The sequence below is a fragment of the Ramlibacter albus genome (genome assembly GCF_014297445.1).
Lineage (GTDB): Bacteria > Pseudomonadota > Gammaproteobacteria > Burkholderiales > Burkholderiaceae_C > Ramlibacter > Ramlibacter albus.
Map to the genome: position 1 here is coordinate 30,627 of NZ_JACORU010000005.1, position 21,210 is coordinate 51,836.

General features: G+C 69.7%; 22 protein-coding genes and 1 pseudogene. 11 read left to right on the plus strand and 12 right to left on the minus strand.

Annotated features, from left to right (window positions below):
* Positions 1-37: 37 nt before the first annotated feature.
* The gene (locus H8R02_RS14250; RefSeq protein WP_187082108.1) at positions 38-709 is read right to left on the minus strand and encodes a pseudouridine synthase; all 672 of its coding nucleotides are present in this window, start codon (positions 707-709) and stop codon (positions 38-40) included.
* 96 nt (positions 710-805) lie between these two features.
* Between H8R02_RS14250 and H8R02_RS14255 the strand changes: the two genes are divergently transcribed.
* Together H8R02_RS14255 and fnr are read left to right on the plus strand one after the other, a co-directional pair.
* Entirely contained in the window at positions 806-1,012 is a 207-nt protein-coding gene (locus H8R02_RS14255; RefSeq protein WP_187082109.1) for a hypothetical protein, read from the plus strand.
* Between the two features lie 118 nt (positions 1,013-1,130).
* Positions 1,131-1,907 carry a fumarate/nitrate reduction transcriptional regulator Fnr gene (fnr, locus tag H8R02_RS14260; protein WP_187082110.1) on the plus strand — a complete coding sequence of 259 codons (777 nt, stop codon included), beginning with the start codon at positions 1,131-1,133 and terminating at the stop codon, positions 1,905-1,907.
* 73 nt (positions 1,908-1,980) lie between these two features.
* On the opposite strand, the gene H8R02_RS14265 is transcribed toward fnr, so the two are convergent.
* A complete protein-coding gene (locus H8R02_RS14265; protein WP_187082111.1) occupies positions 1,981-2,775 on the minus strand; it encodes an IclR family transcriptional regulator in 795 nt (264 codons plus the stop codon).
* Between the two features lie 108 nt (positions 2,776-2,883).
* Between H8R02_RS14265 and H8R02_RS14270 the strand changes: the two genes are divergently transcribed.
* From H8R02_RS14270 to H8R02_RS14280, 3 genes are all read left to right on the plus strand, one after another.
* Complete coding sequence (locus tag H8R02_RS14270) at positions 2,884-3,858, plus strand: Bug family tripartite tricarboxylate transporter substrate binding protein (RefSeq protein ID WP_187082112.1); 975 nt, start codon at positions 2,884-2,886, stop codon at positions 3,856-3,858.
* A gap of 7 nt (positions 3,859-3,865) precedes the next feature.
* Positions 3,866-5,020, plus strand: coding sequence for an alpha-hydroxy acid oxidase (locus tag H8R02_RS14275; protein ID WP_187082113.1), 1,155 nt, complete (start codon positions 3,866-3,868; stop codon positions 5,018-5,020).
* 109 nt (positions 5,021-5,129) lie between these two features.
* A complete protein-coding gene (locus H8R02_RS14280) occupies positions 5,130-5,489 on the plus strand; it encodes a hypothetical protein (RefSeq protein ID WP_187082114.1) in 360 nt (119 codons plus the stop codon).
* A gap of 44 nt (positions 5,490-5,533) precedes the next feature.
* On the opposite strand, the gene H8R02_RS14285 is transcribed toward H8R02_RS14280, so the two are convergent.
* Positions 5,534-6,313 carry a trypsin-like peptidase domain-containing protein gene (locus H8R02_RS14285; RefSeq protein ID WP_187082115.1) on the minus strand — a complete coding sequence of 260 codons (780 nt, stop codon included), beginning with the start codon at positions 6,311-6,313 and terminating at the stop codon, positions 5,534-5,536.
* Positions 6,314-6,446: 133 nt separating this feature from the next.
* On the opposite strand from H8R02_RS14285, the gene H8R02_RS14290 reads away from it, so the two are divergent.
* From H8R02_RS14290 to H8R02_RS14305, 4 genes are read left to right on the plus strand one after another with little or no spacing between them, the layout of a single operon-like run.
* Positions 6,447-6,968: a helix-turn-helix domain-containing protein gene (locus H8R02_RS14290; RefSeq protein WP_187082116.1), complete on the plus strand. Its 522-nt coding sequence runs from the start codon at positions 6,447-6,449 to the stop codon at positions 6,966-6,968.
* On the plus strand, positions 6,965-7,756 hold the full coding sequence (locus H8R02_RS14295) for a nucleotidyl transferase AbiEii/AbiGii toxin family protein (RefSeq protein WP_187082117.1): 792 nt from the start codon (positions 6,965-6,967) through the stop codon (positions 7,754-7,756). Before H8R02_RS14290 ends, H8R02_RS14295 begins: the two co-directional genes overlap by 4 nt.
* The gene (locus tag H8R02_RS14300) at positions 7,756-9,054 is read left to right on the plus strand and encodes a M16 family metallopeptidase (protein ID WP_187082118.1); all 1,299 of its coding nucleotides are present in this window, start codon (positions 7,756-7,758) and stop codon (positions 9,052-9,054) included. The genes H8R02_RS14295 and H8R02_RS14300 overlap by 1 nt, the downstream gene beginning before the upstream one ends.
* Before the next feature lie 53 nt (positions 9,055-9,107).
* Positions 9,108-10,322 carry a GGDEF domain-containing protein gene (locus H8R02_RS14305; RefSeq protein ID WP_187082119.1) on the plus strand — a complete coding sequence of 405 codons (1,215 nt, stop codon included), beginning with the start codon at positions 9,108-9,110 and terminating at the stop codon, positions 10,320-10,322.
* A 9-nt stretch (positions 10,323-10,331) separates the two neighbouring features.
* Here H8R02_RS14305 and H8R02_RS14310 read toward each other — a convergent pair whose 3' ends face one another.
* The 4 genes and pseudogenes from H8R02_RS14310 to H8R02_RS30435 all read right to left on the minus strand — a co-directional run.
* Positions 10,332-11,888: a cytochrome D1 domain-containing protein gene (locus tag H8R02_RS14310; protein ID WP_187082120.1), complete on the minus strand. Its 1,557-nt coding sequence runs from the start codon at positions 11,886-11,888 to the stop codon at positions 10,332-10,334.
* Positions 11,875-13,056 (minus strand): heme d1 biosynthesis radical SAM protein NirJ, encoded by a 1,182-nt coding sequence (nirJ, locus tag H8R02_RS14315; RefSeq protein ID WP_187082121.1) that lies wholly within the window; start codon positions 13,054-13,056, stop codon positions 11,875-11,877. Before nirJ ends, H8R02_RS14310 begins: the two co-directional genes overlap by 14 nt.
* A gap of 27 nt (positions 13,057-13,083) precedes the next feature.
* Positions 13,084-13,593, minus strand: a complete 510-nt coding sequence (ahbB, locus tag H8R02_RS30430) for a siroheme decarboxylase subunit beta (RefSeq protein WP_255429370.1) — start codon at positions 13,591-13,593, stop codon at positions 13,084-13,086.
* A gap of 75 nt (positions 13,594-13,668) precedes the next feature.
* Positions 13,669-14,088 (minus strand): annotated as a pseudogene (locus H8R02_RS30435) (Lrp/AsnC family transcriptional regulator); the annotation flags it as partial.
* Positions 14,089-14,320: 232 nt separating this feature from the next.
* Here H8R02_RS30435 and H8R02_RS14325 point away from each other — a divergent pair.
* Positions 14,321-15,499, plus strand: coding sequence for an IS110 family RNA-guided transposase (locus H8R02_RS14325; RefSeq protein ID WP_187082123.1), 1,179 nt, complete (start codon positions 14,321-14,323; stop codon positions 15,497-15,499).
* Between the two features lie 8 nt (positions 15,500-15,507).
* On the opposite strand, the gene ahbB (H8R02_RS14330) is transcribed toward H8R02_RS14325, so the two are convergent.
* Genes ahbB (H8R02_RS14330) through H8R02_RS14345 form a run of 4 tightly spaced genes read right to left on the minus strand, consistent with a single transcriptional unit; the run spans position 15,508 to position 19,846 of the window.
* Positions 15,508-16,497: a siroheme decarboxylase subunit beta gene (ahbB, locus tag H8R02_RS14330; RefSeq protein ID WP_187082124.1), complete on the minus strand. Its 990-nt coding sequence runs from the start codon at positions 16,495-16,497 to the stop codon at positions 15,508-15,510.
* A 13-nt stretch (positions 16,498-16,510) separates the two neighbouring features.
* The gene (locus H8R02_RS14335; RefSeq protein ID WP_187082125.1) at positions 16,511-17,698 is read right to left on the minus strand and encodes a cytochrome D1 domain-containing protein; all 1,188 of its coding nucleotides are present in this window, start codon (positions 17,696-17,698) and stop codon (positions 16,511-16,513) included.
* A complete protein-coding gene (locus tag H8R02_RS14340; protein ID WP_187082126.1) occupies positions 17,695-18,099 on the minus strand; it encodes a c-type cytochrome in 405 nt (134 codons plus the stop codon). Before H8R02_RS14340 ends, H8R02_RS14335 begins: the two co-directional genes overlap by 4 nt.
* Before the next feature lies 1 nt (position 18,100).
* Positions 18,101-19,846, minus strand: coding sequence for a nitrite reductase (locus tag H8R02_RS14345; RefSeq protein ID WP_187082127.1), 1,746 nt, complete (start codon positions 19,844-19,846; stop codon positions 18,101-18,103).
* A 105-nt stretch (positions 19,847-19,951) separates the two neighbouring features.
* On the opposite strand from H8R02_RS14345, the gene cobA reads away from it, so the two are divergent.
* Positions 19,952-20,761 (plus strand): uroporphyrinogen-III C-methyltransferase, encoded by an 810-nt coding sequence (gene cobA / locus H8R02_RS14350; RefSeq protein ID WP_187082128.1) that lies wholly within the window; start codon positions 19,952-19,954, stop codon positions 20,759-20,761.
* On the opposite strand, the gene H8R02_RS14355 is transcribed toward cobA, so the two are convergent.
* Positions 20,667-21,167, minus strand: coding sequence for an RrF2 family transcriptional regulator (locus tag H8R02_RS14355; protein ID WP_255429352.1), 501 nt, complete (start codon positions 21,165-21,167; stop codon positions 20,667-20,669). The genes cobA and H8R02_RS14355 overlap by 95 nt on opposite strands.
* Between the last annotated feature and the right edge of the window lie 43 nt (positions 21,168-21,210).

Below are 21,210 nucleotides of genomic sequence, written 5' to 3' on the forward strand. Positions count from 1 at the left end.
ACGAGTCTGCGTCGGGGCATTGTAGGAAGAGGCCGCCTCACTGGGAATCGAAGAACCGCTCCCACTCGGCGCCCGGCGCCGCCTCGATGCGCAAGCCACCGGGCAAACGCACCGCGAGCGCATGCAGCCACAGCCGCTGCGCGCCGAAGTACGCCGCCGCCGCGCGATTGAGCGGGCCCTTGCCATGCGTGGAGTCCCCCACGATCGGGTGCGCGATGTGCTTGAGGTGCAGGCGCACCTGGTGGCGCCGGCCGGTGACGGGTTGCGCTTCCACAAGTGCGGTGCGCGTGGTCGCGTGGCGCTCGTCCACGCGGAACGGCCACTCGTGGCAGGCAAGGCGCTGGAAGCGCGTGAGCGCCTCGCGGTGCGGCTGCCCCGCCGAGGGCTTCTCGGGGTCGCGCGCGAGCGGGTGGTCGATCGTGCCGCTCTCGGGCGGCCAGCCGCGCACGAGTGCCAGGTAGCGTTTCTCCGTGGCCTCGAAAGCCGCCGCGAAGTGGCGCGCCGCTTCGGCCGAGCGCGCGAACAGCAGCACGCCGCTGGTGGCCTTGTCGAGGCGGTGCAGGGGAAACAACTTCTCGCCCAGCTGGCCCTCCAGCGCCGCGAGCGCCGTCTCCCGCTCGTGCGCGTCGAGCCGGCTCGGGTGCACGAGCAGGCCGGCGGGCTTGTCGATGGCCACGAGGTCCGCGTCGAGGTGGAGGATCTTCAGCATGGGGGCGGTGGGGACCTGATCTGCCTCAAGTCGCGCGGCGGCGGATGGCTCATCCTTCGGTGCTGCCGATCCTACCGCTCGACGACCGCCCCCTCGATGGCCCACCCCTCCCTCCAGTACCTGCGCGACTACGAGTCGCTGTACGGCGTGTGGGCGCGGGCGAACGAGGCCGCGGACGCGGCCGAGAAGGCGCTGGAGGGCAACGGGTCGGCCGAGGCGGAAGCCCAGGCCCAGCAGTTGCGCCGCGCCGCGGACGATGCCTTCGAGGCGCTGGCGATCTTCATCCGCAGCAACCCCCTCTGACTAGGACGATTCCTAGGCGCCCTCGGCCGGCGCGCCGGGGGTAACTAGGAACCGGCCGATGTGCCATTTCAGCAGGCGCCGATTTTGCGGAACGTCGATCGCGGCCAAAGTTCCACCCATGCAAGCCGCCGCCCACACCACCCCCGTCCAGTTCGTCCCCCGCACCGCGATCGCCGCCCGCGGCGCCGCGCCGCTGGCCACCAACTGCTCCGCCTGCCACCTCAAGGAGCTGTGCCTGCCCTGCGGTTTGCCGGGCGAGGACGTCGAGCGGCTGGACCAGCTGCGGTTCGCCCGCCGCCGTGTGAAGCAGGGCGAGGCCCTTTACCAGGCGGGTGAGAAGTTCGGCTCCATCCACGCGGTGCGCTCGGGCACGTTCAAGACGGTGCTCACGCTGCGTGACGGCCGCCAGCAGGTGACCGGCTTCCACATGGCCGGCGAGATGATGGGCATGGACGGCCTGGCCACCGGCAGGCACGCCAGCGCCGCCGAAGCGCTGGAAGACTGCGAGGTGTGCGTGGTCCCCTATGCGCACCTCACCCAGCTGGCAGCCAGCAACAGCAGCCTGCAGCACGTCGTGGGCCGCCTCATGAGCCGCGAGATCGTGCGCGAGCACAGCCTGATGCTGTTGCTCGGCTCCATGAACGCCGAGGAGCGCCTGGCCGCTTTCCTGGTGAACATCTCGCAGCGCCTGCAGGCGCGCGGCTACTCCGCCACCGAATTCCACCTGCGCATGATGCGCTCCGAGATCGGCAGCTACCTCGGCCTGAAGCTCGAGACGGTCAGCCGCACGTTCTCGCTGTTCCAGTCCATGGGCCTGCTCGCCGTCGACAAGAAGCATGTGCGCATCCTGGACATGGAGCGCCTGTCTTCCACGATCGAAGCGCGGGTGCACTGAACCGGTTTTTGCATGGGTCTCCTCTGAAGCTTGGGCCGCACGGCGACGTGCGGCCTTTTTTCTCGCCCCGTCGTCAAGGGTGCCACGTCGCCCGCAGCGCCGTCGCCGGCATCGCGCCCAGCACTTCGCCCAGCTTCTTCGCCGCCAGCACCGTCGGTGCCGCGTGCCGCGCCAGCACGCCGGCCGTCAGCCGCTTGATCGGGCCTGCGGTGCTCACGGAGCCGAGCACCGTCCCATGCGGGCCGCGCACGGCAGCGGAGACGCTCGCCACACTCGAATTGCGTTCGCCGCGCGTGATGTGGAAGCCGCGCCGGCGGATGCGTTCGTAGAGATCGCCCGGCTCGCCGAGCGCGGCCACGATAACGCGCCCGGCCGAGCCGCGGTCGAGCGGGAACACCTCGCCGGGGCGGATCTGGCTCTGCACGCCGGCTTTGCCCTCGCAACGCATCAGGCACGCGCGCAGGTTGCCCTCGAACACGAAGAAGGACGCGGCTTCGCCCGTGGATGCACTCAGCCGGTGAAGGATGGGCTCGATCGCGGAGTCGAGGTCGAACTGCGCCTGGTAGCGCGAGCCGATCCAGCCGGCCGCCGGCCCCAGGCGCCACGCGCCGTCTTCGCGCCGCACCAGGAAGCGCGCCGCCGCCAACGTGCGCGCGAGCCGCAGCACCGTGGGCTTGTGCATGCCCGTGCGCCGCGCGAGCTCGGCGAGCGGCAGGTAGAGCTCGTTGCCCTCGAACGACGTGAGGATGGACAGGGCACGCGCCACGGCGTTGACGTTTTCGTGGCGCACGGCCTTCGCGGGCGCTTCGCCCACGAGCAGCTGCTTCAGCGCGTCCGAGGGTGGATGGGAGTCGGCCTTGCGCGGCATCGGGCGATGGTACCGTGAGGGGGCGGCCCGTTACGCCAGGCGTAACGCATTGCGGCGCACGGGCCTCCTTGCGGATCATGGCGTCCTCGATCCCCAGGAGACCCTTTCATGACCCGCATGCCGTGCAGCCGCCGCGCCTTCCTCGCCTCCACCGCGGCCTTTGCCGCCTTCGGCGCCAGCGCGCAGGGCGGCTCCGCTGCCGGCCCGACGCGCATGGTGATCCCCTTTGCCGCCGGCGGCGCGACGGACGTGCTCGGCCGTGACCTGGCCAAGGCGATGAGCGGGCCGCTGGGCCAGGCCTTCGTCGTCGAGAACATCGGCGGCGGCGCAGGCGTGCCGGCCTTGCAGAAAGTGACGAGCGCTCGCCCCGACGGCACGACGTTGCTCTTCGCGGCCTCCGGCAACATCACCGCGCAGCCGCTGCTGCAGAAGCCGCGCGTGGACATCCTCACGCAGCTTGCGCCCGTCGGCATGATCGCCACCGCGCCCCATGTGCTGGTGGTCACGTCGAAGATGCCGTTCAAGACGGTCGCCGACCTGGTGGCGTACGCGAAGGCCCATCCGGGCGAACTCAACTTCGGCTCCGCCGGCGTCGGCGGCCTGGCCCACCTGGGCACCGAACTCTTCGCCCGCGCGGCGAAGATCGACGTCAAGCACGTGCCGTATCGCGGCGCATCGGCCGCGCTGACGGACCTCGTCTCGGGCCAGATCCATGCGATGTTCGGCACGATGCCGTCCTTCACCGGCATGGTGCAGAACGGCTCCATCCGCGCGATCGGCCTCACCGCGCGCACCACCGCCAGCTCGCTCAAGGCGATCCCGCTGATCTCGGCCACGGTCCCCGGTTTCGGCTACAACAGCTGGAACGGCCTGTTCGCTCCCGCCGGCACGCCCGCGCCCGTCATCGCGCGCATCTACGCCGCGATGAAGCAGGCCGCGGCCGACCCCGGCGTGGTGAAGCGTTTCGACGAGCAGGGCGTCGACATCGACCTCGCGGATGCGGCCGAACTCGCCGAGATGATCCGCAAGGAGCGGGCGACCTGGGACAAGGTGATCCGGGAAGCGCACATCGAGGTGAATTGAGGGCGCGATGAAGCTACTGTCGCTCGACGATTACGAGACCGCGGCGCGGCGCCACCTGCCGCGGCCCATCTTCGCGTACATCTCCGGCGGCGCTGAAGACAACGCGTCGCTGCACGACAACCGCGCCGCTTTCGCGGAGTACGGCTTCGTCACGCGCGTGCTGCGCAACGTGTCGCAGCGAAGCCAGGCGGTGGAGCTCTTCGGGCGGCGCCATGCGTCGCCCTTCGGCATCGCGCCCATGGGCATCAGCGCGTTGAGTGCCTATCGCGGCGACCTTGTCCTCGCGCGCGCAGCGGCCGCCGCCCATGTGCCGATGATCATGAGCGGCTCGTCGCTGATCCGTCTGGAAGACGTGATCGCTGCCGCACCCGACACATGGTTCCAGGCTTACCTTCCAGGTGACACGGGCAAGATCGAAGGGCTGGTGGACCGGGTGATCCGTGCGGGCGTGAAGACGCTCGTGCTCACCGTCGACACCGCCGTGCTCGCCAACCGCGAGAACAACGTGCGTGCGGGGTTTTCCACGCCGCTGAGGCCGAGCCTGCGGCTGGCGTGGGAGGGCATCACGCATCCGCGCTGGACCGTCGGCACGTTCCTGCGCACGCTGGCCAATCACGGCATGCCGCACTTCGAGAACTCCTTCGCGACTCGTGGCGCGCCCATCCTCTCGTCGAGCGTGATGCGCGACTTCGCCGCCAAGGACCACCTGGACTGGGAGCACCTCGCGCTGATCCGGCGCCGTTGGAACGGCACGCTCGTGGTCAAGGGCATCATGAGCCGCGACGATGCCTGCAAGGCACGCGACATGGGCGCGGACGGCGTCATCCTGTCCAACCACGGGGGGCGCCAGCTCGATGGCACCGTGTCGCCGCTGCGCGTGCTGCCGGAGGTGGTGGCCGCGTTGGGCCCCGGCTTCCCGGTGATGATGGACAGCGGCATCCGGCGCGGCACGGACGTGCTCAAGGCACTTGCGCTCGGTGCGAAGTTCGTCTTCGTCGGCCGGCCCTTCCAGTACGCGGCGGTTGTCGGCGGCGAGGCGGGTGTGCGGCAAGCGTTGCGCATCCTCGCGGACGAGGTCCAGCGTGACCTGGGATTGCTGGGGCTGGTGTCCGTGGAGGAACTGGATACCGCACAGCTGCGCGCACTTGCGGCTCGGCAGTAAGCCCCTTACCGCTGGCCCGAACGGTCCGACGCAGATGCTGGACCCTCGCCGATGCCGCCAACCCCTGCTCGGCAGCATGCTTTCTTCATGTCCTTATGAGGAGTTCGACATGAAACACATCAAATTGATTGCTGCTCTCGCAACGGCCGGTAGCCTCTTCGGTATGGCCGGCGCCGCCCACGCCATCGCGCCGGCCGCGGCCCTGGGCCTCGCGGCCATCAGCGGCGCCGCCATCGGCAGCTCCGCGCAGGCCAACCACGACATCAACAAGCAGGCTCCGCAAGCCGCCGTGGTGGTGCCGGCGAACCCGACCGTCGTGATGGGTGCGCCCGCGGCGACGGTGATCACCACCACCCCGTCCGACCCGGTGTTGAACGGCACGCTTCCGTCGGTCACCAACTACGACCACGACGGTGACGGCGTGCTCAACAACGTCGACCGCTACCCGAACGACCCGAGCAAGAGCTGACCGGCGAACGCTGGTTGAAAGGGGCACCCCGGTGCCCCTTTTTTTCATGGCTTCTGCGGCGCGCGAGGGCGAGGGCCCATCTCGGCGCGGCTCGAAAGCGCGCCGTCCTCCGTCAGTTTCATCAGGATGTCGGCATACCACGCACAGTTGAGCCCCAGGGTCTCGTCCTGCACGAGGTCGCGCGTGCCCATGTCCAGCCGGCCGGCGTGCACGCCCAGCAAACGCCATGGCATGCGCTCGCCGGCCTCCGCACCGGCCCAGCGCATGACGACGGGCGCCCCGCTCGAGCCGCGGTGCATCCGCGCATCGGTGAGGAAGTAGCCCTCGCCCTGGAAGCGGATGCCGAACGGTGACGCCGTGATCGCCTGCCGCACGACCGGCAGGTAGTGCACCGTGTCGTAGAAGCCGAGCGGAAACCCGGGCACCAGCAGCGGCTCGCCAACGCCGACTTCAGGTACGGTCAGATGGCGCGGCTCGAAAGCGCACAACACGTGCGCCTCCGGCAAGGCAGCGCGGTCGAGCTCGAGCACGGCGATGTCCACCTCGCCCCCCGAATCGACACCCTGGTGCCACACGGCACGCCCGTCGCGGTACAGCGGGATCGACTGCACGACGGTGCGCGTGAGGTCGGTCGCGTCGATGTGCAGCACGATCTCGACCCGGTCGGGGAAATGCCCCGTCGGCTCGTCGTGCAGCACGTGCCGGCTTGTCACGGCGAACAGGCGTTCGCCGCGCGAGAAGAAGAAGCTGGTGGCCGCCGTCAATGCCTGCCGCCCGCGGAAGGTGGACATCCGCGTCGTGCTGAACAGGAGGGGGTCGATCATCGATCAGGTGGTGGCGAGCCGGCCCATGCTAACCCATCGTGCCTGGGCGCAAGGGGTTCGTGCGGCGCCTGGCGCCTGCAGCTGCAGGCTCGCGCCGTCCAATGCACGCTCCGAAGTGAAGTAAACTTCCCACATGGCAGGAGCATCCCGAGCCCGTCCTCTCGACCCCATCGTTTCCGAGCTCGTCCGCGCGCGGAAGGCGCGGGGCTTGAGCCAGCAGGAAGTCGCCGACAAGGCAGGGATCAGCAGGCGTGCGCTTGTCGCCATCGAAGCCGGTGGCGACTGCACGCTGAGTACCTTGCGCGGCTTGTGCGCGGCGCTCGGCGTCGACCTCACGCCGAGCTGGACGAGCGCCGGCGACGAGCTTCATGCACGCAGCTTCGCGACGGCCGATGCGATGTCCGCCCACCAGGAGCAACGCGAAGTCGCGCAAGCGCTTCGGGTGCAGGCGATGCTGCCTTTCGAGCGCGCGAGATGGCTGGCGTCCACCTGGGGCGCGCTGCAGCGCCAGGCGGTCGGCTTGCAGCGGCACTCGAAGCCCGCGTCGGCGGGATCGGCAAGGCACTTCGCGTCGATGGATGCGAAGAACCGCTTCGACGAGCAGCGCGAGATGCAGAGCGCGCTGGACCTGGCCCTTTCGAGGCAGCGCCGGTGAGCCGCCAGCCCGCTCCCCGGCAGCCGACCGAGGGCGACATCGCTTTGCTTGCGAAGGCGCTGGGCGACTGCGGCGTGGAGTACGTGGTCATCGGCGGCGCAGCGATGGCCCTGCATGGCTTTCCCCGGATGACACGCGACATCGACCTCTTCGTGCCGGTGGACCCGAACAACAACGCACGCTTGCTCAAGGCGCTGCGGGCGCTGCCCGGCAGCCGGGCCGCTGTCTCGCAGCTGGACCCGAAATACATGGACCGGGGCCATTCGACCGCGCTCGAGGGAGAGATCGCCATCGACATCCTGTACGTGGCCGCGCACAGGACTTTCGAGGACCTGCGCGACCATGTCCAGCGCGTCGATCTCGATGGCATACCCGTGTGGACGCTCGACATCGATGGAATGTTGATGACGAAGAAGACGGCGCGGGAGAGCGACGTGCCCGACCGGCTGAAGCTGGAGCGGCTGAGGACCGCGCTGCACGACGCCGAACGACAGCGGCGCGAGCACAGCCTTGCCGGCCTGCGGGCCGACGGCTCCGCAGCCGTGCGGTTCTTCGCGGCCATGGCGCAGGCCGCCGCAAGTGCCGCCGCGAAAGCCGCGGTCGACTGGAAGCACCTCGAAGAAGAAGTGCTCAAGGCCGGCAGCAAGGACCGCGCGATCGACGTACGCGACCTCGCAGAGGCGCTTTGCCGGCACAGCCCCGGCGCCGTGTACCCGACGAGGCAGGCGTGGCTGAGGGAACGTGCGCAGGCGCTGGTGCGTGCTGCCGCGACGAAGCGCAAGCAGTGATGCCAAGGCTCCACATCCTCCCCAACGGCGTGCGGCTGCTCGCCGTCCCTATGCCCCACGTCCAGAGCGCCAGCGTGGGCGTGTTCCTGCGCGTCGGTTCGCGCGACGAGACGCCCTCAACCAACGGCATCGGCCACGTGCTGGAGCACATGGCGTTCAAGGGGACCGCCACGCGCACCGTGCAGGCGATCAACCTCGATGCGGAACGGCTCGGGGCCGATGTCAATGCGTTCACGGGCAAGGACTCCACCGGCTACTTCATGACGGGCCTCGGCCGCCACGCGGAGCAGCTGCTGCGCATGACGGCCGACATCGTGCTGAACAGCACGTACCCCGAGGCCGAGCTGCAGCGCGAGCTCGATGTGATCCGCCAGGAAGCCATCGAATACGAGGAGGACCCGGAGGACAACTGCGGCGACCTGCTCGATCGCGCCGTCTGGGGCGACGACCCGATGGGGATGCCGATCATCGGCACGGTGCGCAACATCGAAAGCTTCACGCGCGACGATTTGGTGCGCCATGTGCGGCGCCACTACGGCGCGGAAAGAACGGTCGTCGCCGCGGCTGGCAACTTCGATGTCGATGCGTGGATGGCAAGCGCCGCGAACCTGTTTGCCGCGATGCCGCGTTCGGGGGACTTGTCCGCGTCGAGCGCGCCGGGCCCGGCACCGTATGTCGGCCAGGCGCTCGGACGCCGCTTCACGCAGGTGTCGCAGGTCTTCCTGAACATGGCGTTCCCGCTCGCGCCCGCGCGGCAGGAGGAGTTTGCGCAGCAGCGCTGGCGCGTGGCTGCGTCGCTCGCCGCGTACCTGTTCGGCGAAGGCATGTCGTCGCCGCTGTCGGACACGGTGCGCGAGCAGCTGGGCCTCGCCTACAGCGTTCACACGACGGTCGATGCCGGCGACGCCTGGGCCAACTTCGTGGTGCAGGCCGTCACCACACCCGACAAGGTCGACGCGCTGGTGGCTGCCACGGGCAAGCTGCTGCGCGAGCAGGCGACGGCGATCGACCCGGTGCACCTGGAGCGCGCGAAGAACCAGCTGACCGTGTCGCGCGTGCGCGCCGGCGAGCGGACCTACGCAACGATGGAGTACGCGGTCGAGGAACTCTTCGCGAGCGGGACCGTCACGTCGCTGGAAGAGTCGCTCGCAATGATCGACAGCATCGGGGCGGACGAAGTGCGGGCGGTGTTCGAGCGGATGCTGGCGCATCCGCCGGCTTTGGCGATCACCGGCAAGGGCGCGAGTGCGCGGGCGGCGCGGCAATTGGCGGCGTCGCTGGCGGCGGGGTTGCGCTAGCGGACCGTCACGTGGGGTACGGGCAGGGACCGCCGAGCTGGTATCTTCCCGCCATGGACCCCGCAGCAGTTGGTTTCTGGGGCGCGTACTTTGGTGTTGCCATCGTCGCATTTCTCGCCGGAGCCTTCCCTCTGGCACAAGGCCTTCCGAGGGTCGCGCTGCTCATGGCAGCGGCGCCGGCCCTCAACTCGGCCTACGTCGTCGCCGCACTCGGGTGGTTTCCCGGCGGGCCGGACGTCAACCTGCGCATCCAGGGCCTCGTCGCCCTGCACAACTCGCTCGCGCTGAGCGCGCTCATGCTTCTGATGCTGCGCACGCAGGGCTGGGTGTGGCGCGCGTGGTTCGGCACGGTCGCCGTCGTCCTGGTGATCGCCGCGGTTTCGTTCGCGCTCCCGCCGCGCACCGCGATGCTGCTGGGCACGGGCTATGCGACGCTGTGCACGTGGGTGGCGCTGGCACTGCTCTTCAGCCCGCGCGGGTTGCGTCACCACCGCCTGGCGTGGCTCGCCGTCGCCAGTGTCGGCAGCGTTTCGCTCGGTTTGATCTCCACGGCGTGGATCGCGGCGGCGGGGCCCGGGGTGAGCTGGCAGGCGCACGCGTTCGCTGCGGCCGTGGTCGCGGCCCACGAGATCTGCATGGCGTTCGCGGTGTGGGGCCAGTTCTCGCACCTGGCCGAGCTGCAACTGGTGCGGGCCTACGGGTCCGGCTACGACCCCGTCACGCGCATGCGGTCTGTGGAAACAGCGGGCCAGTTGATCAACTCGGTGTTCTCTTCGGGCAGCGGCCGCATCGGCGCCATCGGCATCACGGTGTCCAACCTCTACGCGCTGGAAAACCTGCACGGGCGGGCCGAGCAGCACCAGGCGCTGTTCGTGCTGGCCACGCGCCTGCGCAACACGTTGCCGCAAGGCACGCAGATGTGCCGGCTGGGCACGGACACGTTCCTCTTGCTGCTGCGTCGCGTACGCGACGAAGGCGAGCTGATGCTGCTCGCACGCCGCATCCGCGAGCGGCTGGGGCGGCCTGTCACGCTCGGCAGCGGCGAGAAACCTTCGGAAGTGCACCTGGGCGCGCACGAGTGGCGGCCGGAGTTCGGCGTCGGGATCATGGTGGTTGCGGCCGACCAGAACCGCGCGGCCGCGGTCAACGCGGTGCGCAACCTCTCGCGCACGGCGCTGGCGTACCCGAGCCGGGTCGCCTGCTACAGCGAAGAGCAACGCGAGGTCGCGGAGCGCAGCACGTTCACGCCGGCCACGCCGGCATCCTGACCCGCAGGCTCAGTGCGAGGTGCCTTCCGAGCGTGCCAGCTTGTTGCCGAGGTTGTACTTGCCCACCGGCTTGCTCATCGGGATGCGCTTGACCTCCTCGAGCGTCGCCGCGTCGTAGACGATCAGCGCCCCGTCGTTCTCCCACAGGCTCACGAGCGCATGGCGCCCGTCGCGCGTGAACTCGACGTGCGCGACCGTGCGGCCCGGCGCGGGCCTGAGCGTGCGCACCGGCTCCAGCGTGCGCTTGTCGATGACGAGCAGCGTGTCGCGCGCAGTGGGGCTCATCATCGAATCGATCCACGCATAGGGCGTGTTCTCGTGGCTGCGCATGAAGAAGCCCGGCCCGGGCGTGGCCACCTGCTTCACCGGCTTCCAGCCGTTCATGTCGATCACGCTGACCACGCCGTCCTTCAGGTTGGGCGTGGCGAGCACGCGCGTGCCGTTCCACGCGAAGGTGATGCCCGAGCCCAGGTGCGGCATGCCGGCGAGCGGCACGGTGGCGACGCGGCGGCGGATGTCGAGGTTGACCACCTGCGCCTCGCCGCCGGCGCGGCTGGTGCCGATGGCATGGCGGTACGGGCCGTCGAAGAAGAAGTCGTCCAGCGGCTCGTCCAGCGGCGTGCGGCGCACGTTCAGGTAGCCGGGCTTGGCGATGCCTTCGCCGAGGCGGTGGTCGTGCACGAGGCCGTCATGGATCGGCTCGGCCCTGGGGTCGTACGAGATCTCCCACAGCTCGGGGATGTCCTTCAACGCGACGACGAAGCTGTTGCGCGGTGCGGCGTCGTAGACCGCCGACACACGGGATGACTGCTTGCCGTCGAGCGTGGCGGCCGCATAGGAGCGCACGAGGTCGAGGTCGGCGTCGAAGAGCGCCAACGAATGCGGCAGGTAGTTGGCCGCCATCACGTGCCGCCCGTCCGCGCTGACGGCCACGTTGCGCATGTTGAGGCCCGCGCGCACTTCGGCCACCACGCGCAGGTTCCACAGGTCGTACTTGGTGATCCAGCCGTCGCGCGAGCCGAAGTACACGTAGCGGCCTTCGGGCGAGAACTTCGGCCCGCCGTGCAGGGCGAAGCGGGAGGGGAAGCGGTGGATCACGGCGAGCTTGTCGCCGTCGACGAGCGAGACGTGGTGGTCGCCGCCTTCCACCACCACGAACAGGTTCATCGGGTCGGCGGCCCACTGCGGCTTCGCGGGCCACGTGCGTGAAGCGGCGTCGAAGGTGCGCGAGGCGCGGATGTCGTCGTCGCTCCAGCGCGGCGCGGGCACCACGGGCGTGTAGATCCACGCGCCGAGCGCGGCAATCTGTTCGGGCGCGAGCTTGTCCGCAAAGCCCGGCATCTGGCTCGCGGGCCGGCCCTCGCGGATCACCTTCAGCGCCTCGGGTGCGCGCAGGCGCTCCAGGCTTTGCGGCAGCAGCGCGGGGCCCATGCCGCCGAGGCGCTGCGCGCCGTGGCAGGCGGCGCAGTGCGTGGCGAAGAGGGTGGGGGCGTCGGGTTGCTGGGCATGAGCTGCTGCCGCCGTGAGCCCAAGCATCCAGAGAATCCACACTTCACGCCATTTCATGTTCGATCCCCAGTTCGGCGTCTTCCAGGTAGCACCCCGGGTCCTCCGCCCACGCATTCCCCGTCACCTGCTGCGCCCGCACGCGCGTGTTGCCGCCGCAGATGGCTTGCTGCGGGCAGGCCGCGCACCGCCCCTGCAGCGGCCGCGGCTTGCGCTTGAGGCCGTCCATCAGCGCATCGCCGCGGTCTTCCCAGATCGCGGAGAACGGCCGCTCGCGCACGTCGCCCAGGTCGTGGTGCCACCACATCGTGTCCGGGTGCACGTGGCCGAGGTTGTCGATGTTGGCGACACCCACGCCCGACGCATTGCCGCCCCACGCCACGAGCCGCTCGCGCAGCGGCGCCGCCCACTCGGGCCAGCGCGCCTGCACCCAGCGCAGCAGGTACACGCCGTCGGCGTCGTTGTTGCCGCTGACGTATTCGGCGGGTTCGGCGTTCCAGGCGGCGCTCCACGCCGCCTGGAACAGCCGGTCCATCGCCTCGCGCGTGGCGGCGAAACGCGCATCGCGCGCGCGGTGGATGTTGCCCCGGCCCGCGTAATTCAGGTGCGAGAAGTAGAACTTGCCGATGCGCTCGGCGCGCATCAGCTCCAGCAGGGGCGCGAAGTCCTGCGCGTTCATCGCGGTGAGCGTGTAGCGCATGCCGACGTTCAGGCCTCGACCCTGCAACATGCGAAGCGCCGCCAGCGACGCATCGAACGCGCCTTCGAGGCGGCGGAACCTGTCGTGCGTCTCGCGCAGGCCGTCGAGGCTGATGCCCACGTAGTCGAAGCCGTGCGAAGCGATGCGGTCCGCCATGGCGGCGTCGATCAGCGTGCCGTTGGTGGACAGGCCCAGGTGGAAGCCGAGTTCGCGCGCGCGCCTCGCCACCGCCCAGAGATGGGGTGACAGCAGCGGCTCGCCGCCGGAGAGGATGAGCGCCGGCACGCCGTAGGCCTTCAGGTCGTCCAGCACGGCCAGCATCTGCGCTTCGTCGAGCTCACCGGGGTACGCATGGTCGGCGGACAGGGCATAGCAGTGCTTGCACGTGAGGTTGCAGCGGCGCGTGAGGTTCCAGATCACCACGGGGCGCGGCCCGCCCGCTCGTGCGCGTGTTGCAGGCGCCGCCGGGTAGCGGCCGGTGCGTTCGGCCTGCGCCACTTCGCGCAGGTACTGGGAGATGCGGAGCACGGGGTCCTTCTTTCTTGCTGGCTTCCTTCAGGGCATCGCCAGGCGCAGGCCGGTCTTCTTGAGCACGCGGGTGCTGTAGAGGATCTCGTGCCCCCGGCACGCCTCGCCCAGGATGCCCGCCACCGCCTGCGCCTGCAGCTCCACGCCCGCGCGCGAGCGGCTGTGCAGCATGACGAACAGGTTGTAGGGCCAGCCGGGCAGGGCGCGCGTGCGGCGGTAGCAGTGCGTCACGCCCGCGAGGCGGCCGATGCGCTCGCCGAGCTCGTCGACGTGGCGGTCGTCCACGTCCCACACCGTCATGCCGTTGGCCGTGTAGCCGAGGCGGTAGTGGTTGGCCACGGCGCCGATGCGGCGGATGACGCCGCGCTCCAGCAGCGCGGCCAGGCGCGCCTGCACTTCGCGCGCGTCCACGCCGAGCATGGCGCCGAGCGCCTCGTAGGGCTGCGGCACGAGAGGCAGGCCGCTTTGCGTGGCGGCGATCAGCTGGCGGTCCAGCGCCTCCAGCGGCACCACGCCGGTGAGCTGGCGCGCCGGCATCGGCGCGGCGGGGGGCGGCAATGCGGCGCCATCGGTGCACGCGGGCAGGCGCAGCTCCACGCGGTACTCGCGCTCCTTCGGGAAGCTGTGCACCGCCAGGCCCGTCTCCCGCTCGATCGCGGCGATGCACGCCTGCGTGCCTTGCTGCGTGTCGCTGGCCACCACGAACCACATGTTCAGGCGATGTTCGCGCCGGTAGTTGTGCGCGACTTCGAGGTGCGCGTTGACCTGCGTCACGACTTCGTCGAAGCGCGCCTCGGGCACTTCCAGCGCGGCCAGCAGGTAGTTGCCGCCCGCGCGCTCGATCTGGTAGAGCGGGCCGATGCGCGTGAGCACGCCGCCGGCGAGCAGCCGGGCCAGGCGCTCGAGCACCTCCTCTTCCGGCAGGCCCAGCGCCGCGCCGACCTCGGCAAACGGGCTGTCCGCGAGCGGGAAGCCCGTGTGCAGGTGGTCGATGAGCCTGGCGTCCACCGTGTCGAAACCGGCGGCGTTCATGCGGCCCTACCTTTCTCAGTGCCGAGAGATCGGTGCCTGGTGTGGCATGCCATGATGGACGCCAGGCGGCGGGAGGGGATGGCTTTCATGCTGGCTGCACTCGATGGCTCCGGAGGCACCTCCCCCTCTCCGCCCTCCCTTTTCGACCGCTGATTAGGCTTTGCGAACGATCGCTATGTAGGGCGTAGCCGGCGAGGAAGGGTTGCCTTGTGCTTCGTGAAGGAGACGGCTCATGACCACCTATGTCGGCATCGACATTGCCAAGGAGGTTCACTGGGTGTGCGCCATTGATGTTGCGGGCGCCGTCTTGTTGAACCGGAAGCTTCTTAACTCCCCGGAGGATCTGTTGAGGCTCACGGATGAGCTGCGGCAGCTGCCCGCCCCCGTGCGCGTGGGCATCGACGTGCTCGGTGGCATCGCCGCGCTGGCGCAGGCCGTGCTGCTCGATGGGGGCTTTGCTCTCGTGCATGTGCCCGGCCTTGCCGTCAACAGGGCACGCCAAGGCACCGTGGGAGGCGAGTCCAAGAGCGACCCGCGTGATGCGCGTGTGATTGCCGATCAGGTGCGCACGCGCGCCGATCTGCGCGTGGTCAGCGCCGAGACCGAGCTGGACATCGAGTTGCGTTTGCTCGTCTCGCGCCGTCACGACCTCACGACCGATCAGACGCGGCGCCTGGCGCGCATGCACGACCTGTTGGTCGGCATCTTCCCCGAGCTCGAACACGCACTGGACCTGACCAGCAAGACGGCGCTGACGCTGCTGGCGCGTTACGTCACGCCTGAAGAGTTGCGCAGCGCCGGTGACGCGGGCATCGCCGCGCAGCTGGGACCGCTGGCGCGACGCAGCTTCGGCCGCGAACTGATCGAAGTGGCCTTGCGGTGCGCTGAGCGCCAGCGCATCGCCGTGCCTGGCCAGACGTTGACCGCGCGCCTGATCAAGGAGCTCGCCGTCGAAGCCTTGAGCTGCATCGTGCGGCTCAAGGCATTGGACAGCGAGATCGAGCAGCGCCTGGCTCTCCACCCTGATGCGGCCCTCATCCTCAGCCTGCCCGGCATGGGGGCCATCCTCACGGCGGAATTCATCGCCCAGGCAGGCTCCATCGCACGATTCAAGTCGGCTGACAGCCTCGCGGCCGCGGCCGGCCTCGCACCGATCCTGAAGCAGTCCGGCAAGACCCGCTGGCTCAAACGCCCCAGCGGCGGCAGCAAAGGCCTCAAACGTGTGTTCTACCAATCGGCCTTCGCCTCGCTGCGATGCGCCGACAGCAAAGCCTTCTACGCGCGCAAGCGCCAGGAAGGAAAGCGGCATCACCAAGCCTTGATCGCCTTGGCCCGCCGTCGCGTGAACGTCCTGTGGGCGATGCTTCACAACCGCCAGCCGTTCATCGCATCCCTTACGCACTCTTCTTGACAAAGACATTAGGCTGCCTCCAGCGGCTCGGCGAAGTAGCGCCCGCCCGTCTGCTTGAAGCGGCGGACGCTGAACAGCGTCTCGTGCGGCAGGTTCGAGGCGCCGGCCGCGGCGAGCGCACTGCGCACCAGCGCGCGCACCTCGGGCCGCTCGCGCCCGTGCACCATGAAGTAGAGGTTGTAGGGCCAGCCCTCGGCCGGCACGCGGCGATACGCGAGCGTGACGCCGGGCTGCGCGCCGATGCGCAGGCCGATCTCGTCGGCAAGGCGCGCAGGCGCGTTCACGACGGTCATCGCGTTCGAGTCGAAACCCAGGCCGTGGTGCCGCACCACCACGCCGAAGCGGCGCAGCGTGCCGTGGGCCTTCCATTGGTGCAGCGTGCGCAGCACCACGTCCGCCGGCCAGCCCAGGTGCCTCGCCCACGCGTTGTACGGGCGCGGGATGAGCGGCATGCCGTGCTCGGCCAGCGCCGCCAGCGGCTGCTGCCACGGCGCCACCGGGTCGCACTGCGGCTCGGGTGCCTTGAGCGGCCTTGCCGCCGCGTGGCGCGCGCGCAGGTCGAACGCGAGGTCGACGCGGTAGGCGCGCACCATGGGCAGGAAGAGCGCCGGCACATCGGCGGCCTGCGCGATGCGGTCGGCGGTTTCACGCACCGCGGCCTCGTCGCGCGCGGTCACCACGTACCAGAGGTTCCATTCGTGGTCGCGCTGGTAGTTGTGCGTGACGCGGAACTCGTGGCTCACGGCGTCGGCCACCGCCGGCAGGCGGTCGTAAGGCACCTTGAGCGCGCACAGCGCGGCCGCGCCCCCTGCGCCGCGCCGCCACACGGCGCCGATGCGGCTGATGTGGCCCGCGCGCCTGCCTGCGCGCAAGGCCTGCAGCACGTGCTGCTCGGTGGTGTAGAGCTCCTGCGCGATGGCATCGAAGGGCCGCTCCACCAGCGGGAAGTGGTGCTGGTAGTCGTTGAGCAGGGCGAGGTCCTGGGGGTGCAACTGCATGCGGGTTGTCCTGCTAGAGGCCGATGCGGCCTGCGCGCGCGCTGAAGAAGATGCCGCTGGGCTGCGGCACGGGCAGCTGCGCGAGCGTGGCGAACGACGCGGTGTCGACCACCGTCACGCGGTCGGCGTCGCGCGAGCTGATCCACACGGCCTCGCCGCGCGGCGTGAATTCCATGTGCAGCACCGCCTTGCCGGGCTGCAGCGTGCGCACCACCTGTTTCGTCACCGTGTCGATCACCTGCACGTTGTCGTAGTCGGGCACGGCGAAGTTCACCCACACCTGGCGGCCGTCGGGCCGCGCCATGACGAACACGGGTTGCCCGGCGACGGGCACGCGCGCCACTTCCTGCCATGTGAGCGTGTCCACCACGAGCACCTCGTGGCGGCCGATGGCGGGCAGCCAGGCCTCGCGGCCGGCGACGGCCCAGCCGCGCAGGTGCGGCATCTTGTAGACGGGCAGCGGCGTCTCGCCGCGGCCGTAGCCCGGCAGGATGCGGCGCACGCGCGGCTCGCGCTCCCACAGGTCGATGTGCGCGAGCCCGTCCTGGCCGAACAGGCCCGCGATGTAGTGGCGGCCGTCGGGCGTGACGAGCGCGTCGTAGGGCTGGCGGCCCACGCCGGCGAACTTCGTGATGCGCGGCTGCTTCGCGTCGGAAAGGTCGGCGATCCAGATCTCGCCCGCGTCGAACAGCGAGAAGATGAAGCGCGAGCCGGGCAGGTCCGCCAGGCCCACCACGCGCGAGCGTTGCGTGCTGCCGTCGGCGGCGATGTACGTGGCGGGTATGTCCGCCACCTGGGCGAGCGTGCGCGCATCGAACACCTTCACGCCGCCGGGTGTGTAGTTCTGCGCGGCGACCAGCCTGCCGTCCTGCGAAATGGCGCCGCCGATGCTGTTGCCGGCCTGTTGCACGCGCGCGAGGATGCGCTGGCGTGCGACGTCGACGTGCGTCATCGCGCCGTCGCGGCCGAAGACGTAGGCGCTCGCGCCGTCGCGTGCATAGACGACGCTCGCGTGGGAGAGGTCGCCCAGGCCGTCGATGCGGCCGAGCAACCGCCGCTCGGTGGTGTCGACCACGGCGAGTTGGCCGCTGGCGCGGGCCACGACGACGCCGAGGTCACCTGTGCCGCGCGGCGCGGGAAGATTGCCGCAGGACGAAAGTGCCAACCCGCTTGCGGCGGCCATGAATGCGCGCCGCCTCATCGCGCCTCCTGCGGGAAACCCAGTTGCAGCTGCCGCGCGATCCAGCGCGCCTCCTCTGCGGAAAGCATCGGCGCCCAGCCCGGCATGGGGGTGCCGGGCCGGCCGTTGCGGATGGTGGCCTCGAGCGCTTCGAGCGGCCAGTCGCCCAGGCGCGCCGCCGTGAGCGCGGGGCCGAGCCCGCCGGTGAGGTGCATGCCGTGGCAGGACCCGCAGTCCTGCCGCACCATGCGCACCAGCTCGCGCTGGCGCGTGGCATCCGGTTGCGCGGATGCGGCAACGCACAGCGCCGCCCCCACCAGCAGCAGCAACAGCCTGTCACCCCGGGCTCGACCCGGGGTCCATCGTCGAGCGCTGCTCTCCACCGTGGATGCCGGGTCGAGCCCGGCATGACAGTCCTTCATCTCAGTACACGTCGTGCTGCGTGTTGTAGACGTTGAAGTGCCCCGTCGGCGTGACGAGCTTCGGGTCCTTGATGATCGCCTTGGGCTTGAGCGTCCTGTCGTCGATGACGACGATGGCGCTCTGCTTGTCCTTGGCGGACCACACCGACACCCACACCTCGTCGCCGGCCTTGTTGTACTCGGGCTGCAGCGCGCGCATGGCACCGCCGTCCTTGATGCCGGCCCACTCGGCGATGGGCAGCACCTTGTAGCCCTTGTCGAGGTTGTTGATGTCGAACACCGCGATCGACTGCGAGATCTTCGGGTCGGGGTTCAGCGGCGTGTCGACGTACAGGTTGGTGGACTTCGGGTGCGTCTTGAGGAAGAGCGAGCCGCCGCCCTGGCCCTTGAGCGTCTGCACCACCTTCCAGGCACTGGCCTTGTTCTTCACGGGGTCGGTGCCGATGAGGGAGATGGTCTCGTCGCCGAGGTGGCCGGTGGACCACACGGGCCCGAACTTCGGGTGCTTGAAGTTGGCGCCGCGGCCCGGGTGCGGGATCTTGCCCACGTCGATGAGCTGCGTGAGCTTGCCTTCCTTCAGGTCCACCGCGGCAATCTTGTTGCTCTGGTTGGCCGCCACCATGAAATAGCGCTTGGTGGAGTCGAGCCCGCCGTCGTGCAGGAAGCGCGCGGTGCCGATCTCGGTGACCTTCAGCGCGTTCACGTCCGCGTAGTTGACCAGCAGCGTCTTGCCGGTCTCCTTGACGTTGACGATGAACTCCGGCTTGAAGTGGCTGCCGACGATGGACGCCACGCGAGGTTCGGGGTGGTACTCCTGCTTGTCCACGGTCATGCCGCGCGTGCCGACGATGCGCATCGGCTCGAGCGTGTCGCCCTTCATGATCACGTACTGCGGCGGCCAGTAGGCGCCCGCGATGGCGAACTTGTCCTCGTAGCCCTTGGCCTTGCTCGTCTCGACGGACCGCGCTTCGAGGCCCACGCGCAGCTCGGCCACGTTGTCGGGCTTTTCCATCCACAGGTCGATCATGTTGATCTTGGCGTCGCGGCCGATCACGTAGAGGTAGCGCCCGGACGCGGACAGGCGCGAGATGTGCACCGCGTAGCCCGTCTTGACGATGTTGATGATCTTCTTGGTGTCGCCGTCGATCAGCGCCACCTCACCCGTGTCGCGCAGCGTGGTGGAGAAGATGTTCTGCACGTTGTACGCGTTCATCTTCTTCTTCGGGCGCTGGTCCGGTGGCACGATCACCTTCCACGTGGCCTTCATCTGCTCCATGCCGAACTCGGGCGGCTGGGGCGGGTCGTGCTGGATGTAGCGGGCCATCATGTCGACCGTCTTGTCGTCGAACTCGCCGGACGTGAGCCAGTTGGGCATGCCCGCGGGCGAGCCGTAGGCGATGAACACCTTGAGGTAGTCGGTGCCCTTGCCGAGCGTGATGTCGGGCGTGAGCGGCTTGCCCGTGGCGCCCTTGCGCAGCACGCCGTGGCAGCCCGCGCAGCGCTCGAAGTACAGCTGGCGTGCCTTGTCGAACTCCGCTTGCGTCATCGCCGGCGCCTTGGGGTTGGTGCTCTGGTACATCGGCTCCGTCGCCAGCGGCGAGCCGCCCGCCTGGTAGTTCACCTCGGCAGGGGGCACGGCCTTGTGCGGCGCCGGCTGCTGCGGCGGCTGCTGCTGCGCGAGGGCGAGCCCCGATGCGGCGACCGTGGCGAGGGCCAGGGCCGTGAGGCGGTTGCGTCGTGTCGACATTGCTTCTCTCCTTGGGATGATTGCGGTCGATCATCCGCAAGGGCGTGCCATTCATCCTTGATCTGGTTCAAGGCTGCGGACGCAGGGCACGCGGACCATGCACGCATGGAAAAACAAGGCAAGGTGTGGCTCGTCGGCGCGGGCCCGGGTGCGGCGGACCTGCTCACGGTGAAGGCGGCGCGGCTGCTCGCGAACGCGAAGCTCGTGCTCTACGACTGCCTCGTGGGCGACGGCGTGCTGGACCTCGTGGCGCGCGGCGCGCGGCGGGTGTACGTGGGCAAGCAGGACGGCAACCACACGCTGCCGCAGGAAGAGATCAACGAGCTGCTCGTGCGGCTGGCGCGCGAGGGCAACGACGTGGTGCGGCTCAAGGGCGGCGACCCCTACGTGTTCGGGCGCGGAGGGGAGGAAGCGCTGGCGCTGGCCGAAGCGTGTATCGAGTTCGAGGTGGTGCCCGGCATCACCGCGGCGCAGGGCATGGGTGCGTATGCGGGCATCCCGCTCACGCACCGCGACCATGCGTCGAGTGTCGTCTTCGTGACGGGCCATGGCCGCGACGCCGCATCGCAGCCGGACTGGGCCGCATTGGCGCGGCCGCGCCAGACCGTGGTTTTCTACATGGGCGTGGGTTCGCTCGCGCGCATCTGCCGCGAGCTGGTGGCGCATGGCCTGCGCGCGGACACGCCAGCGGCGGTGGTGGAGCAGGTGTCGCTGCCGCAGCAGCGCGTGGTGCAGGCGACGCTGCTGACGCTGCCCGCCGTCGCGACGGCGCAGGCCGTGAAGGCACCCGCGCTGGTGGTGGTGGGCGAGGTGGTGCGCCTCAACCGGCAGCTGGGCTGGTACCTTCGGCCGGCCGCGGATTCGCAGCCGGGGGCGGCGCGAACAGGATCTTCGCGAGCTGTTCACGGTTCGTGACGAGGTCGGCCACGGTGTAGCTGTCGAGCACGCCGAAGAAGGCGACGAGCGCTTCGCCGAGCACGCCGCGCAGGCGGCAGGTGGGCACGATCGCGCAGTCGCAGCCGCCGCCGGCGAAGCATTCGGCGAGGACCGGGTCGCCTTCGGTGGCGCGGATGACGTTGCCTACGCGGATGTTCTCCGGTGCGGTGGCCAGCTGCATGCCGCCGCCCTTGCCGCGCACGTTGGCGAGCATGCCCGCCTTTCCGAGGAAGTGGACGACCTTGACGAGGTGGTTCTCCGGGACCGAGAACGCGGCCGCCACCTCCGCGATCGTCGCGCGTCGTTCGGGCTGCGTGGCCAGGTAGATCAGCACCCGCAGGCTGTAGTCCGTGAAGACCGTGAGCTTCATAGGTGGTTGGAGCATGCAAGTTCTCGGCCGCGGGCGTATTGAGCGGAGTCAACTACCG

Excerpts from the sequence above, each read along its gene's own strand:
- H8R02_RS14250 (WP_187082108.1), bottom strand. The coding sequence starts at position 709 with ATGCTGAAGATCCTCCACCTCGACGCGGACCTCGTGGCCATCGACAAG.
- H8R02_RS14255 (WP_187082109.1), top strand. The coding sequence starts at position 806 with ATGGCCCACCCCTCCCTCCAGTACCTGCGCGACTACGAGTCGCTGTAC.
- fnr (WP_187082110.1), top strand. The coding sequence starts at position 1,131 with ATGCAAGCCGCCGCCCACACCACCCCCGTCCAGTTCGTCCCCCGCACC.
- H8R02_RS14265 (WP_187082111.1), bottom strand. The coding sequence starts at position 2,775 with ATGCCGCGCAAGGCCGACTCCCATCCACCCTCGGACGCGCTGAAGCAG.
- H8R02_RS14270 (WP_187082112.1), top strand. The coding sequence starts at position 2,884 with ATGACCCGCATGCCGTGCAGCCGCCGCGCCTTCCTCGCCTCCACCGCG.
- H8R02_RS14275 (WP_187082113.1), top strand. The coding sequence starts at position 3,866 with ATGAAGCTACTGTCGCTCGACGATTACGAGACCGCGGCGCGGCGCCAC.
- H8R02_RS14280 (WP_187082114.1), top strand. The coding sequence starts at position 5,130 with ATGAAACACATCAAATTGATTGCTGCTCTCGCAACGGCCGGTAGCCTC.
- H8R02_RS14285 (WP_187082115.1), bottom strand. The coding sequence starts at position 6,313 with ATGATCGACCCCCTCCTGTTCAGCACGACGCGGATGTCCACCTTCCGC.
- H8R02_RS14290 (WP_187082116.1), top strand. The coding sequence starts at position 6,447 with ATGGCAGGAGCATCCCGAGCCCGTCCTCTCGACCCCATCGTTTCCGAG.
- H8R02_RS14300 (WP_187082118.1), top strand. The coding sequence starts at position 7,756 with ATGCCAAGGCTCCACATCCTCCCCAACGGCGTGCGGCTGCTCGCCGTC.
- H8R02_RS14305 (WP_187082119.1), top strand. The coding sequence starts at position 9,108 with ATGGACCCCGCAGCAGTTGGTTTCTGGGGCGCGTACTTTGGTGTTGCC.
- H8R02_RS14310 (WP_187082120.1), bottom strand. The coding sequence starts at position 11,888 with ATGAAATGGCGTGAAGTGTGGATTCTCTGGATGCTTGGGCTCACGGCG.
- ahbB (WP_255429370.1), bottom strand. The coding sequence starts at position 13,593 with ATGCCGGCGCGCCAGCTCACCGGCGTGGTGCCGCTGGAGGCGCTGGAC.
- H8R02_RS14325 (WP_187082123.1), top strand. The coding sequence starts at position 14,321 with ATGACCACCTATGTCGGCATCGACATTGCCAAGGAGGTTCACTGGGTG.
- ahbB (WP_187082124.1), bottom strand. The coding sequence starts at position 16,497 with ATGCAGTTGCACCCCCAGGACCTCGCCCTGCTCAACGACTACCAGCAC.
- H8R02_RS14335 (WP_187082125.1), bottom strand. The coding sequence starts at position 17,698 with ATGAGGCGGCGCGCATTCATGGCCGCCGCAAGCGGGTTGGCACTTTCG.
- H8R02_RS14340 (WP_187082126.1), bottom strand. The coding sequence starts at position 18,099 with ATGAAGGACTGTCATGCCGGGCTCGACCCGGCATCCACGGTGGAGAGC.
- H8R02_RS14345 (WP_187082127.1), bottom strand. The coding sequence starts at position 19,846 with ATGTCGACACGACGCAACCGCCTCACGGCCCTGGCCCTCGCCACGGTC.
- cobA (WP_187082128.1), top strand. The coding sequence starts at position 19,952 with ATGGAAAAACAAGGCAAGGTGTGGCTCGTCGGCGCGGGCCCGGGTGCG.
- H8R02_RS14355 (WP_255429352.1), bottom strand. The coding sequence starts at position 21,167 with ATGCTCCAACCACCTATGAAGCTCACGGTCTTCACGGACTACAGCCTG.